The sequence below is a fragment of the Enterococcus sp. genome (genome assembly GCF_032555305.1).
Lineage (GTDB): Bacteria > Bacillota > Bacilli > Lactobacillales > Enterococcaceae > Enterococcus_A.
In genome coordinates, this window is sequence record NZ_JAWGOQ010000004.1 from 78,900 (window position 1) to 92,599 (window position 13,700).

Here is a 13,700-nt window from a genome sequence, read left to right on the forward strand (position 1 = left end):
CTAAATAGTTAACTCGCTATCATTCTTCAGCTCAGCAGCACTCTTAAATAATTCCTCGACAATTTGAGAAAAGATAAACGCTGTGAAAGGAATCGAAACAAGCCCCAAACCAATCACCAAAACGCCAGGTGCATCTTGCCGATCTGCAACCGTGTAGAAAAACGGTAAGATTCCCAAAAACACAAGACTGATCAAAAGAATCAGTTTCTTAATCTTCGAAACAACCTTCAATGTCTTGTCAGAAAAAGCCTCTGCACGTTGTACAAAATCCAATATTCGGTTCAATAGAAACAATACCCGAAAGCCTAATAAAACAGAGCCAAAAACCGCGCAGAAAAGAATACTGTTAACCACGTTCTTCTTTTCCGATGAGAATTGGAACATAAAAATTACTGTGATGAAAAGAACGAATAACGAAATAATAACTAATGCCGTTTTAAGCAAATTGACCTTGAGCTTCATTAAAACACCCCACTAAGTTTGATAGCCATATATTAGCATTCAAAAAATTGATATTCAACATATTTTTATCGATAAACGATACACTTAACTGAATATAAAGCTTTACTAGAACTCTCTGTGGCGACTGATAGCTTTCCCCCCAGAAAAAAACGCTAAGCTGAAATCAGCCTAGCGTTACTGCTTAGATATTTTCCGGATCAACTTCCGGTGCTTTATGGAACTTGATCAGTTCAGTCACAATAATCGGTACGATCGAAAGCAAGATCGCGATCACCCAATGATTCATACTGATTGGAACCAAGTAGAACAATTCTTGTGTTTGCGGAATTAAGGCAATCGCCGTTGTAATTCCTAAAGCCAACCAAGCCATTTGTGCCAATGATTTATTCGTAGCTAAATCTACCTTGAAAATCGACTTGCTGCTACGTACATTAAAGACATGCAGGATTGACGAGAAGGCCAATACTAGAAAGGCTACCGTTTGACCAACTTCTAAACTAGGCGGTGTAAAATAGCTAACATGCTCAACAAATGCACCAATGTAAAAGCCGATTAAAGTCACGACTGTAAAGACCGCTGCATTCAGACCGATCTTCTTCCAAAGTCCGCGAGCGAAGATTCCTTCATCACGAGGAATCGGTTTTTCGTCCATGATCCCTGCTTCTGCTGGCTCTCTACCTAAAGCAAACCCTGGCAGTCCGTCTGCTACAACGTTAACGAATAATAACTGAACGGCTGTAAACGGAGCGCCCCAGCCTAGCAGCATCGCAATTACTACGATAAAAATCTCAGAGATATTACAGCTCAACAAGAAGTTGATTGCTTTACGAATCCCTTGATAAACAGAACGTCCACGAGCGACCGCATCAACGATCGTCGCAAAGTTATCATCAGTCAGGACCATATCAGCAGCACCCTTCGCCACATCTGTCCCTGTGATCCCCATCGCACAGCCAACATCGCTGGCTTTCAAAGCTGGTGCATCATTTACCCCATCTCCAGTCATCGCCACAACAGCGCCTGAACGCTGCCAAGATTTAACGATACGAATCTTGTCTTCCGGTGTTACACGAGCGTATACTGATAGGTCTTTGACGCGATCATCTAGTTCTTCATCGGTCATTTTTTGCAGCTGAGCACCAGAGATTGCTTCTTTACGACTTTTCATGATGCCTAGTTCTTTTGCAATCGCTCCAGCAGTCACAACATGGTCTCCAGTGATCATGACCGTTTTAATTCCAGCTTTTTTCGCACGGGCGATTGCGGCTTTTGATTCTGGACGTGGCGGATCAATCATCCCGATCAGACCCATTAGACGCAGATCTTTTTCCAAAGCTTCTGAAGTAATATCTTTTGGCTCTTCTTCATGGATCGCGTAACCTACAGCAATGACCCGCAATGCTTTTTTCCCAAAGCGGTCATTGACAATAGCAGCTTGATCCACGTCGCCATAATGAAATTTTGGTAGTAAAACGTCGAAAGCTCCCTTAGTAATGGAGATAAATTTCTTCCCGCGCTTATGTACAGTCGTCATCATCTTTCGATCTGAGTCAAATGGGATTTCCCCGATTCGCGGATATTTTTCTTCCAGTTCTGCTTTCGTATGATAATTTTCTTCCACGGCACGAACAATCGCCGCTTCGGTTGGGTTCCCTTTGATTTCTAACTCGTTGTCATCATTTTCTACGATAACATCCGTACACAAAGCTGCAATACTTAAAACTTCCATTGCTTCTTCGGTCATACCTTCTTCGGTATCTACCACAGAATCTCCGTGAGTCCAGACACGACGAACGCGCATTTTATTTTGTGTCAGCGTTCCAGTTTTGTCTGAACAAATGACGTTTGCCGAGCCCAATGTTTCAACCGCAGGTAATCTCCGGATAATCGCATTTTTCTGAGCCATCTTCTGTACACCAAATGCCAATGTCAGAGTCACGATAACTGTCAATGTTTCCGGAACAGCCGCGACCGCTAATGAAATCGCCGTGATAAACATGTCCAACACTGGTTCGCCTTGCATCTCGCCAATGAAAAACACAAAAGCCGCAGCTGCCAAAGCGATCAAACTGATACGTTTGCCTAATTGATTTAATCGTTTTTGCAGAGGTGTTTTTTGAGTTTCATCACTATTTAAAAGGCCAGCGATTTTTCCCATTTCGGTCTTCATGCCAGTCGCAGTAACGATTGCCTTCCCGCGACCATTTACTACAGTCGATCCTTTATAGAGCATATTCAAACGATCTCCTAATGAATCGTCCTCTTCACCTTGATACTCCGGATCTTTCATCACTGGTTCGCTTTCTCCAGTCAATGCGGATTCTTCTACACGTAATTGCGAAGCTTCTACGATTCGAGCGTCAGCCGTAATCATCGATCCAGATTCCAGTAATAATGTATCTCCTGGTACTAATTCTTCTGCATCAATCTCTTGTTGCTTGCCATCACGCATGACTGTGGCAGTCTGCTTATTCATATCTTGCAGAGCAGATAAAGCTTTTTCAGCATTTCCTTCTTGTACAATTGCCAAAACAGAATTGATCACAACAATTGCGATAATCAAAAAACTTTCAAAATAATCTCCATGATCAGTAGCAATCGCAGTGTATAAAGAAATGACTGCAGCCACCAATAAAATGATAGTCGTAAAATCGGTCAAACTATGGAAAAACTTTTTTGCCAATGATTCCTTCGGCGCTTCCTCAAATTTATTTTTTCCGTTATTTTTAATTTTTTCTTCGACTTTACTCTCTGACAAACCATTGTCTAAATCAGCACTATATTCATCAATCACAGTATCAACTGTCTCTTTGTAGGGTTCCATCCTATTCCTCCTTATGTTATAAAAATACTACCTATATTATTACTATAACACAGAAAAGATTCTTAACTCAAAGCATACACCTTGAAAATCCATCAAAAAGTAACAAAATAAATTATTCAAAATAACCAAGTGCAATCGCTTTCAAAAATGATTAGGATGTGCTATATTATAGATACAAGGAAGGAGGAACTTAAATCATTCGAAGGATTTCTCGATAAGAAAGTAGAAAAAAGTAAACAATAAAATTGTTAGTAATACAAGATTCACCGAAAAGTTGTCAAAAGTGTACGTGTGAAGTATTTCCTTATAAATAGTGAATGCGTATCCAAGGTTGAGTAGTACATCAAACACACAAGTAAAAAGATACGTAAGTAAGAAATAAGTTTCTTAAAACTGAATACAAGTGAAAACGTAGTAAAAACAAATATTTATGTTTATAGTCAAGAAATTCATGTAATACTTTACATGTATCAATAAAGTAATATAAAATTCGAATGATTTAATCCTTCCGAAATTCTAAGAGCCAGGCTTATCGAGAGCCTGGCTTTTTTGTGGTTTTGTTTGCAATGTGTTGAAACAACAGCGATTCTACGCTGTTTCCTTAAAACTGGAAATTGAAAGTTTGTACTGTTTTGCGGAGAATTGCAGATCAGTTTTAGCCAAATTTTAGCCGCTTTAGATATACTTATTCTCTTGTGTATTGATCATTACTTGTTACTCCTTCATGAGACAAGAAAATAAGATGATCGTCAACTAACCCTTTAAAAAAGAATGCTGAATCTTATTTAGTATGTCCATTAAAACAACAGAAAATTATTAGATTTTGGTCGACTTAATATTGTTTATCTCGATTATTGCACTGTAAACTCCATGCATCCTTTCAAAACAAGTGTGCTCTTTTTCTGTAGTTCTAGAAATAAAAAACTATCAGAGCGTTAATTTAAATATAACAACACTTTAACGAATTGAGCTTTCAAGTACGATAAAATATTAATACAGATAATGGCTTATTAGAGTTCTGATCAGCAAAGATTAACAGGTATCTATAGATTTAATAGAGGTGACGAATGAAATTAATTATACTGATTTTCGAGTCATTCTTACTTTTTAGGTTAGGGTTAGTTCTCAGAGACACTCGAAAAATCGAAAAAAATCATATTGAAGAAGTTAAACAACAATTTCCAGATTTAACAAAAATCGGATTATTGAAACGCAGGATCAAAATAAATAGGTATTACCATAGGTTTTTTTTGAAAAATAGTTTGATAGCAAGAGTTTGTACCTTGATAGGTACTTTAGCTTATTTATCAGTATGCATATCGATTCTGAATATAAATATCTCTTTGTTAAATATTTCGGCGGGAATTTTAGCGTATGCTGTCTCAATTGCTTATTTATTCGGTCCAAGTGTATCTGAATGGTACAAGTATATGGAAAAGTATTTGGAATCACACCCTGAGAATGAACTAAAAGTTTGTTTAGCATCACGAGAAGAACTGTTGCGACTAGAAAAAAACCGAAGAAAAAGTGGGTATATTTTAGGTTTGATGGCTACAGGTAATATTTTAGCAGCACTTCATTTGATTTTCATCGCCTAAGCTAAGTATAGATGCGTTAAAAAAGGGCTTAGTGTGAAGTCTTTTTTAATTTTATGCAATCATGACCAATATTTAAAATAGAGCAAAAGACCAAAAATCAAAGCTGATTTTTGGTCTTTTGCTTAATTAACGAGTTATCTGTTAACTTTTTCGTTCTGATTTAACTGGTATCTCACCCCACAAACCGCACTCCCTGAATTTCCTCTGGATAAATCTTCGCGATATTCTCCAAAATAAACTCCGCAAAACGCCGTGAGGCAAAGGACATTGTCTGCCAATTACGCCAACCTAGAGCAACAGTTCGTTCGGGATGTTCCTTGATCTCGCGAACAGCCACCTTATCCTTGACTCCCGATAGCGTCAGACTGTACATGATCGAAACGCCTAATTGCTGCTGAACCATCTCAAGGATCGCGGAATCATCATAGATTTTATACTGAATATTTGGCTCAAGCTGCTTTTTTGAAAAAGCTTTTAGGGCTACACTAAATTCTCCTTCATCTAAAAGAATCAAGGTCTCCTGTGCTAGTTCCTTCAGACTGACTTGATTTTCAGCAGTCAGCTTGTGTTCATTCGGAATAACCGCCAGCATCTCATCGTGATAAATTGGTCGTGTCTCGACTCCATCGACACAATCATGATTCAAAAAGCCAAAGTCGACCCGATCATTTATGATCCAGCTGCCGATACTGGAGGTTTCTCCCTGCAGCAATTCAAAACTGACTTTGGGATATAGCTTCTTAAAATTTCCCATCAGCTGCGGCAGGAAATTTTTACTAATACTGTTAAAGGCGCCAATCCGAATCGTACTAGCTTCCAGACCTAAAAGCTCCTGCTGTTTTTTCTCCAACTAGTTTTCAGCTACTTGGATCGCTTGAAGATAGGGTAAAAACTGCTCACCATCACTCGTCAAGCGGATACCGTCTTTTCCGCGATTGACTAGAATGGTTCCCAATTCCCGTTCCAATGACTTGACGATCTGACTCACTGCGCTTTGAGAGTAACCCAGTATTTTTGCGGCTTTAGTAAAGCTCCCTATTTCTATCACTAAGCAAAACACACGGTATTTTGTGATCATGTTTACCTCCATAAGATTTACTTATGGATACATTATAATCATTCGTTTTACTATGGTAAAGGAGCTCTCTATAATGTGGCTAAAAGAGAGGAGACGATGTCGTGAAAGATAAACGTTTAGTCAACCCTCCCAACTCAAATGTGACGTTTTCAAAGCAGGTCTTTTTGGAAGGGATCAGAGACGGAATCCCCATCGGCCTAGGCTATTTTGCGGTCGCTTTTTCTTTAGGAATCACCGCTAGAAATGCCGGTCTGACTCCTTTCCAAGGCTTTCTTGCCAGTATTTCGAACAATGCTTCCGCAGGACAATACGCCGCTTTCGTTTTGATTGCTGCGAAAGCCAGTTATTTAGAAATCGCAATCGTGACGCTTGTTACGAACGCCCGTTACCTGCTGATGAGCTGTGCGTTGAGTCAACGATTCTCGCCCGCAACTCCCCTGTTTCACCGCCTTTTTCTCGGTTATGACATTACGGACGAGCTTTTTGGCCTTACGATCTCCCGACCTGGTTTTGTTGAGCCGTTTCATACCTATGGCGCTGTTTTAGTCGCCGCTCCTGGTTGGGCAGTCGGCACAGCTCTGGGGATTTCTGCTGGAAACCTTCTGCCTGCTAGCTTAGTCAGCGCATTAAGCGTTGCATTGTATGGCATGTTCTTAGCTGTAATCATTCCGCCAGCTAGAAAAGACCGCCTGATCGCCGCCTTAGTAAGCATTAGTTTCCTTGCAAGTTACCTGTCTGATAAGCTGCCATTATTTGATCGCCTGCCTAATGGGATGCAAACAATTTTTTTAACTGTTGGGATCTCCTTATTAGCAGCTTGGTTTTTCCCTGTGAAGAAAGGGGCGAATACGAATAATGAATAATTACATCTACATAGCGGTAATGGCTGGTGTGACCTACGCGATCCGCGTGATTCCTTTGACTCTGATTCGTCGTCCGATCAAAAATGAAATCATTCAGTCTTTCCTCTATTATGTCCCTTATGTCACTCTATCAGTCATGACCTTTCCTTCCATCACGCAAGCCACACGTTCGCCACTGGCTGGAGTGTTGGCTTTAGCCGTAGGAATCTTTGCAGCTTGGTACGGGGCAAATCTGTTTAAAGTTTCCTCCTTGTGTTGTGTGGTCGTGCTGATAGCAGAATTTATCATGATTTGATCGTTAAGTTCTTACTCAACATACTTAACGAAGAGAAAGTTATTTGCGGAATTGCTTTACATTTGGCAAGGTTGGAAGGTGTGCATTCTGAAAAAACAAAACAAGGCGCTAGATGTCAGCATTCATCTAGCGCCTTGCTTTTGTTGAATATGCTATTTTACGAACATTGCATCACCGAAGCTGAAGAAGCGATAGCATTCCTCAATCGCGTGATGATACGCTGCCAACGTCTTTTCACGTCCGGCAAAGGCACTTACTAACATCACCAAAGTTGATTTAGGCAAATGGAAGTTTGTTGAAAAAGCTTGAACAACTTTGAATTCGTAGCCTGGTGTGATAAAAATATCGGTCCAACCACTGTCGGCTTTGATTTCGCCATTGAATTTTGTTCCGATCGTTTCTAACGTCCGGATCGAAGTTGTTCCGACAGCCACGATTTTTCCGCCATCGGCTCGGACTTCATTCAATTGGACAGCAGCTTCTTCCGTCAAGCGATAGAATTCACTGTGCATTTGATGTTCAGCGATATTATCTACACTAACTGGTCGGAAGGTTCCTAATCCAACATGTAACGTTAGATAGACCAGTTTCACGCCTTTTGCGGCGATTTTTTCTAGTAGCTCAGGGGTGAAATGCAGGCCCGCTGTCGGTGCTGCGGCTGATCCGTTTTCCTTCGCGTATACGGTCTGATAACGTTCGGGATCTTCTAAGCGTTCTTTGATATACGGCGGTAATGGCATTTCACCAAGTGATTCTAGATTTTCTAAGAAGATCCCTTCATAAGAAAACTCTACAATCCGACCGCCATGCTCTAATTCCTGCTTCACTTCTGCCCGCAGGCGACCATCGCCAAAGACGATCTGCGTGCCGACCTTCGCCCGACGCGCTGGCTTGATTAGGGTTTCCCACTCGTCGCCTTGAGTATTGTTCAGCAGCAACACTTCAAGATGTCCACCAGTTTCAGGCTTCTCGCCATATAGACGCGCTGGCAAAACTCGTGTGTCGTTCATCACTAAAGCATCACCGGGATTCAATTCTTCAATAATCTCATCAAAATGTTTATCCGCGATTTGGCCAGTTTCCCGATCCAGCACTAATAAACGCGAACTGTCTCGCTTTTCTAGAGGGGTCTGGGCAATTAATTCTTCTGGTAAATCAAAATCAAAATCTTCTGTGGTTAACATAGCTTCTCCTCTTTTCCTCGGCTATTCTATCATGGGACACGCGCAATGAAAAGTCCATTGCTGTTTACATAAATCCCTCATCAAATTAGAATAGTTTTCATTTTCATAAAAAATTTTCGTAAAAATTAATTATTCGTTTTTTTATTCCGCCATCCTCTCATACTTCTAATAAAAGATAATTACATCCATAAAACCCAAATAGTTATTTTATAATCTAGAAAAAGCAATACTAATCCGATAAAAATGGTTGCAAATGAGCCAGTCATTTGCTTTTTTATCGCTTTGTGTAGCATACTAAAATTATAAGTCTGTTAAATTTTTTGCTTTTTAGATGCTGGATTCATGTATTTCAGTTACTTTCACTGAAGGATCTCTTGCATATAAATACGCTTGGCGGAATAGTCGATGAATTGGAATTAGAGTATTTTTTCTTGTGAAAAGATCGTCTAATCCGAGTGACGCTCCGCTGAATTTTCATGTCAGAAAAATTTGAACATACAAAACAGGAATAGGAGTGTAAACATGATTGAGTTTGACCACGTTTCTAAAATCTACAATGGAAACAAAGTAGCCGTTGAAGATATCAACCTCTCTTTTGATAAAGGAGATTTCATTTGTCTGATTGGTACCAGCGGCAGCGGCAAAACCACTACGATGCGGATGATCAATCGCATGATCGACCCGACAAAAGGAACCATCAAAATCAACGGAGAAGATATTCAGAAGAAAAATCCTGTTGAATTGCGTCGTCAGATCGGCTATGTCATTCAAAATATTGGTTTGATGCCCCATATGACGATCCGTGACAACATTACCCTTGTACAGCGTTTATTGAAAGTAGACAAAGAAGAACAAAACAAAACAGCCGAGAAAATGATCGACCTTGTTGAATTGCCGCGAGACATGCTGGACCGTTATCCCCATGAACTGTCTGGTGGACAACAGCAACGGATCGGGGTTGTTCGTGCGCTCGCTGCCGATCAAGATGTCATTTTGATGGATGAACCCTTCGGTGCGTTAGACCCGATCACTCGTGACTCGCTGCAAGACTTAGTAAAAGATCTGCAGGAACGTCTAGGTAAAACCATCGTCTTCGTTACTCACGATATGGACGAAGCCTTAAAGTTATCGAATCGGATCGCCATCATGGACAACGGAAAAGTGATTCAATTTGATACTCCAGAAAATATTTTACAAAATCCAGCCAATGAATTTGTTGAGGAGCTTTTAGGAGAAGACCGATTATTGCAAGCAAAACCAGATACGACAACTGTTGGCGAGATCATGATGCATACAGCCGTTTCCATCACACCAGAGAAGAGCCTGCAAAATGCGATTCGTTTGATGCGGGAAAAACGGGTAGATACCTTGTTGGTCGTGGATGAAGACAATGTCTTGAAGGGCTTTGTCGATGTTGAAACGATTGACCGTGAACGTCGTCGCGGAAAAGCAACCAGTATCGGCGATATCATCAATCCAAAAGTTTTCTACGTCAAAGAAAAAGCGTTGGTTCGCGACAGCCTGCAGCGAATTCTGAAACGCGGTGTGAAATACGTGCCCGTAGTGGACGACAGCAATCACCTTGTCGGCATCTTAACGAGAGTGTCGCTAGTGGATATCATTTATGACGTTCTTTGGGGCGAAGAAGAAACTTTCGGAGATGCAGCAGAAAACATCACTAGCGGGGAGGCGTAATCATGCAAGCATTCATCAATGAATATGGTGGGCAAATGCTGACAAAAAGCGCTGAACATTTGTATATTTCTGCCATCGCTCTAGGCCTTGGTATCTTAGTTGCTGTTCCTTTAGGTATTGTCTTGACCCGTTTGCCCAAAATCGCTAATCTTGTGATCGGAATCGCCAGTGTCTTGCAGACCGTTCCTTCCCTTGCTTTGCTGGCCTTAATGATTCCCTTCTTCGGTGTAGGGAAATTCCCGGCGATCATCGCCTTGTTCATTTATTCCTTATTGCCGATTTTGCGGAACACCTTTATCGGGATGAAAAATGTCGATCGTAATTACCGTGACGTCGCCAAAGGTATGGGAATGACCAATCTGCAGTCGATTTTCACTGTGGAACTGCCGATCGCTATTCCAACAATCATGGCAGGAATTCGTCTAGCCGCTGTTTACGTTATCGCATGGGCAACATTAGCCTCTTACATTGGTGCCGGCGGACTAGGTGATTTGATCTTCAGCGGATTGAACAACTTCCAACCGCCTTTAATCATCGCAGGAACAGTGCCGGTCATCGTGATGGCATTAGTCGTTGATCTGCTATTAGGTTTCTTAGAAGATCGCATGACTCCAGCAGCCCTAAGGAAGGAGGAGTAACCCATGAAAAAAATAAAAATTTTGGCTTTACTCGGACTTTCTCTACTATTTCTAAGCAGCTGTTCTTTCCCTGGTTTAGCATCAAACGATGACGAAGACACGATCGCTATCACTGGCGGAATCACCTCAGAGATGCAGATCTTAGGCAGCATCACTGCTGGAATGGTCGAGCATTATACTGATAAGGAAACGACAGTGATCAATAACTTGGCAACGAACATGATCAATCATCAAGCGATGCTGAAGGATGATGCGTCGATCTCCTCTGCGCGCTATACAGGAACGGATCTATCTTCGATCCTGCAATTACCAGCTGAAAAAGATCCTAAGAAGGCTTTCGATATCGTTCATGACGAATTCGAAAAACGCTTTGACCAAACATGGCTTCCTTCGTACGGCTTTGACAACACCTATGTTTTCTTAGTTCGAAAGGATACCGCTGAAAAATATAACCTGAAAAAAGTCAGTGACTTGAAACGTGTCGCCGGTGAATTAAAAGCAGGTGTCGATACTTCGTGGATCACACGTAAAGGGGACGGCTATGAGGGCTTCAAGCAGGCTTATGGATTCGAATTTTCTTCAATCCTGCCGATGCAGGTCAGTCTGGTTTACGACGCCTTGTCAGTCGGAAAAATGGACATCGTTCTCGGCTACTCCACAGATGGACGGATCGCCAGCTATGACCTCGTGATGTTAGAAGATGACTTACGCTTCTTCCCGCCTTACGATGCTGCGCCGATCGTTTCCAATAAACTGCTGAAAACTGATCCAGAGGTCAAAGATGCTTTGGAACGTTTGGCTGGAAAAATCTCTACTGAAGAGATGCAAAAGCTCAACTATCGAGCAGACAATGACCTGGTCGAACCGCAAATCGTCGCCGAAGATTTTCTAAAAGAACATAACTATTTCGAAGGGAAGTGAGCGTAATGGAAAATCTAAATACTTTTCAACAATTCATTCAATATTATCAAACGAATGGCAGTATTATTTTCGCACAATTCGTTCGCCACTTCTTGATCTCGATCTATGGGGTGATCTTTGCTGCGATCGTCGGGATTCCATTGGGGATCTTCATTGCTCGCCATACGAAGTTAGCCAACTGGGTGATTCGTTTAGCCAATGTGATCCAGACAATTCCATCGCTGGCGATGATTTCGGTTTTGATGATCGGAATGGGTCTCGGCGTCAATGTTGTCATTTTGACTGTATTTCTATACTCACTATTGCCAATCATCAAAAACACCTATACTGGCATGCGGCAAGTCGATAAAAATGCCTTAGATGTCGGAACTGGTATGGGAATGACCAACTGGCAGCGATTGTACATGATCGAGCTGCCCTTATCTGTCTCGGTAATCATGGCAGGTATTCGAAATGCCTTAGTTGTTGCCATCGGGATCACGGCCATCGGCGTATTCGTTGGTGCCGGCGGTCTGGGGGATATCATTATCCGCGGAACGAACGCAACAGACGGAACTGCGATTATCTTAGCCGGAGCATTACCGACCGCCTTAATGGCAATCATGACTGACTGGATCTTAGGAATCGTTGAACGCAAACTAGATCCGGCAACGAAAACAAGTAGATAAATTTTAAACAAAGAATCCTCCAATCATGTAGTTACGATTGGAGGATTTTTTCTTATTTAAAATCTTTTTCATCTTCAATGATGAGCTGCCGATCATCTACTAACGAACGATACCAATAGGCGGATTTCTTCAACGATCTAGTTCTCTGTTCATCTAATTCGATGCGGACCAGACCATAGCGGTTTTTAAAAGCATTCATTGGCGAAACGCAATCCGTAAACGCCCAAAGCATATAGCCTTCACAGGTCGATCCGTCCTTAATTCCTCTCAATAATTGATAGAGGTGTTGAGAAATGAAGTCGATGCGATAATCATCCTGCACGATGCCGTCCTCGTTCTTATACAGTTCCTCTTGTTCTCGACCCATTCCATTTTCAGTGATCAACCAAGGAATTGATCGATAATTATTTTTAAGATACATCGATATATCGTACATAATTTCTGGGTAGATCTCCCAACCACGAGAGTTATTCATACGTTTTCCAGGAAGCTCGAAGGGTTCATAATAGGCTTCCGGATGGAACGGCGTTTGCTCGTTCCAAGCATATCTTGGCGCACGAACTCTTTTTGGATAGTATTGATTGATTCCCAGAAAATCAACAGGATTATTTTTGATCGTTTCAAGCTCTTCGTCAGTCGGTTCAAAATAAATGGCGTGCTGCTTACATAGATCGATCAGCTCTTCCGAGTATTCTCCATTTATCATCGGATCAAAGAAAACACGATTAAAAAACAGGTCATACATTTTTGCCGCATGAATATCTTCAGCTGAGCTGGATCTAGGATAGACCATTTCCGGATTCAAAATACACCCAATTCGCCCACCTTTTTGTGTACGGTGATAGATTTCAACCGCTCTTGCTGTTGCCAATGCCTTATGAAAATTCCACAGCATCCATTTCTTTGTATTCTGTTCATGGGGCCAGCGAACAGCATCCAAGTAACATCTTGTTTGGACGACGATCGGTTCATTAAATGTGAACCACTGCTTCACTCGATCACCATACCGCTCAAAAGCAATTTGAGCGTACTTTACGTATAGCTCCAGAACATGCTTGGAAGACCAGCCATCATACTTGTCCATCAAGTATGATGGCACTTCATAATGCTCCAAACAGATCATCGGCTCAACGCCTGCTTCAATCTGGCCATCAATGACCTCATCAATATGCTTTGCATACTCTTCATCCACGACCAAATTTTCATAATCTGTAAAGAAACGTGCCCAATTGATAGAGGTTCGATAATGGGTCAAATGAATCTCCTTCATTAGCGCAATATCTTTCTCATAGTTTTCCATGAAATTTGTCGCTACAGCTGGACCATATCCTTCGTGCCAAACAAATTGTTCATTTTTATACCAGCTATCAATAAAAGAGTCTTGACCTTCCTTCTTTCCTTTCCAGCCTTCTGTTTGCCATGCTGAAGCCGCTGCTCCAATCACAAAATCTTTCGGTATTGAAATTTCCATTGG

General features: G+C 41.4%; 13 protein-coding genes. 7 read left to right on the plus strand and 6 right to left on the minus strand.

The genetic code is table 11. The features are described 5' to 3' along the window. Both E6139_RS04650 and E6139_RS04655 read right to left on the minus strand, forming a co-directional pair. Positions 1–462 (minus strand): DUF2975 domain-containing protein, encoded by a 462-nt coding sequence (locus E6139_RS04650; protein WP_316401891.1) that lies wholly within the window; start codon positions 460–462, stop codon positions 1–3. A 181-nt stretch (positions 463–643) separates the two neighbouring features. Then, positions 644–3,286: a cation-translocating P-type ATPase gene (locus E6139_RS04655; protein ID WP_316401892.1), complete on the minus strand. Its 2,643-nt coding sequence runs from the start codon at positions 3,284–3,286 to the stop codon at positions 644–646. A gap of 1,067 nt (positions 3,287–4,353) precedes the next feature. On the opposite strand from E6139_RS04655, the gene E6139_RS04660 reads away from it, so the two are divergent. Then, positions 4,354–4,884, plus strand: a complete 531-nt coding sequence (locus tag E6139_RS04660) for a hypothetical protein (RefSeq protein WP_316401893.1) — start codon at positions 4,354–4,356, stop codon at positions 4,882–4,884. A gap of 172 nt (positions 4,885–5,056) precedes the next feature. Here the strand turns inward: E6139_RS04660 and E6139_RS04665 are convergent, their stop codons facing one another. Beyond that, entirely contained in the window at positions 5,057–5,734 is a 678-nt protein-coding gene (locus E6139_RS04665) for a LysR family transcriptional regulator substrate-binding protein (protein WP_316401894.1), read from the minus strand. Then, positions 5,735–5,962: a LysR family transcriptional regulator gene (locus E6139_RS04670; RefSeq protein ID WP_316401895.1), complete on the minus strand. Its 228-nt coding sequence runs from the start codon at positions 5,960–5,962 to the stop codon at positions 5,735–5,737. It lies immediately after the preceding gene. A 101-nt stretch (positions 5,963–6,063) separates the two neighbouring features. Here E6139_RS04670 and E6139_RS04675 point away from each other — a divergent pair, with 101 nt between their 5' ends. Both E6139_RS04675 and E6139_RS04680 read left to right on the plus strand, forming a co-directional pair. Further along, a complete protein-coding gene (locus E6139_RS04675; protein ID WP_316401896.1) occupies positions 6,064–6,825 on the plus strand; it encodes an AzlC family ABC transporter permease in 762 nt (253 codons plus the stop codon). Next, entirely contained in the window at positions 6,818–7,120 is a 303-nt protein-coding gene (locus E6139_RS04680; RefSeq protein WP_316401897.1) for an AzlD domain-containing protein, read from the plus strand. Before E6139_RS04675 ends, E6139_RS04680 begins: the two co-directional genes overlap by 8 nt. A gap of 152 nt (positions 7,121–7,272) precedes the next feature. Here E6139_RS04680 and queA read toward each other — a convergent pair whose 3' ends face one another. Continuing rightward, positions 7,273–8,304, minus strand: a complete 1,032-nt coding sequence (gene queA / locus E6139_RS04685) for a tRNA preQ1(34) S-adenosylmethionine ribosyltransferase-isomerase QueA (RefSeq protein ID WP_316401898.1) — start codon at positions 8,302–8,304, stop codon at positions 7,273–7,275. A 522-nt stretch (positions 8,305–8,826) separates the two neighbouring features. Here queA and E6139_RS04690 point away from each other — a divergent pair. From E6139_RS04690 to E6139_RS04705, 4 genes are read left to right on the plus strand one after another with little or no spacing between them, the layout of a single operon-like run. Continuing rightward, a complete protein-coding gene (locus tag E6139_RS04690; protein ID WP_316401899.1) occupies positions 8,827–9,999 on the plus strand; it encodes an ABC transporter ATP-binding protein in 1,173 nt (390 codons plus the stop codon). Positions 10,000–10,001: 2 nt separating this feature from the next. After that, positions 10,002–10,637, plus strand: coding sequence for an ABC transporter permease (locus E6139_RS04695; RefSeq protein WP_316401900.1), 636 nt, complete (start codon positions 10,002–10,004; stop codon positions 10,635–10,637). A 3-nt stretch (positions 10,638–10,640) separates the two neighbouring features. Beyond that, positions 10,641–11,558: an osmoprotectant ABC transporter substrate-binding protein gene (locus tag E6139_RS04700; protein ID WP_316401901.1), complete on the plus strand. Its 918-nt coding sequence runs from the start codon at positions 10,641–10,643 to the stop codon at positions 11,556–11,558. Positions 11,559–11,563: 5 nt separating this feature from the next. Beyond that, positions 11,564–12,226 (plus strand): ABC transporter permease, encoded by a 663-nt coding sequence (locus E6139_RS04705; RefSeq protein ID WP_410470511.1) that lies wholly within the window; start codon positions 11,564–11,566, stop codon positions 12,224–12,226. 52 nt (positions 12,227–12,278) lie between these two features. On the opposite strand, the gene E6139_RS04710 is transcribed toward E6139_RS04705, so the two are convergent. Next, complete coding sequence (locus tag E6139_RS04710; RefSeq protein ID WP_316401903.1) at positions 12,279–13,697, minus strand: glycoside hydrolase family 1 protein; 1,419 nt, start codon at positions 13,695–13,697, stop codon at positions 12,279–12,281. Between the last annotated feature and the right edge of the window lie 3 nt (positions 13,698–13,700).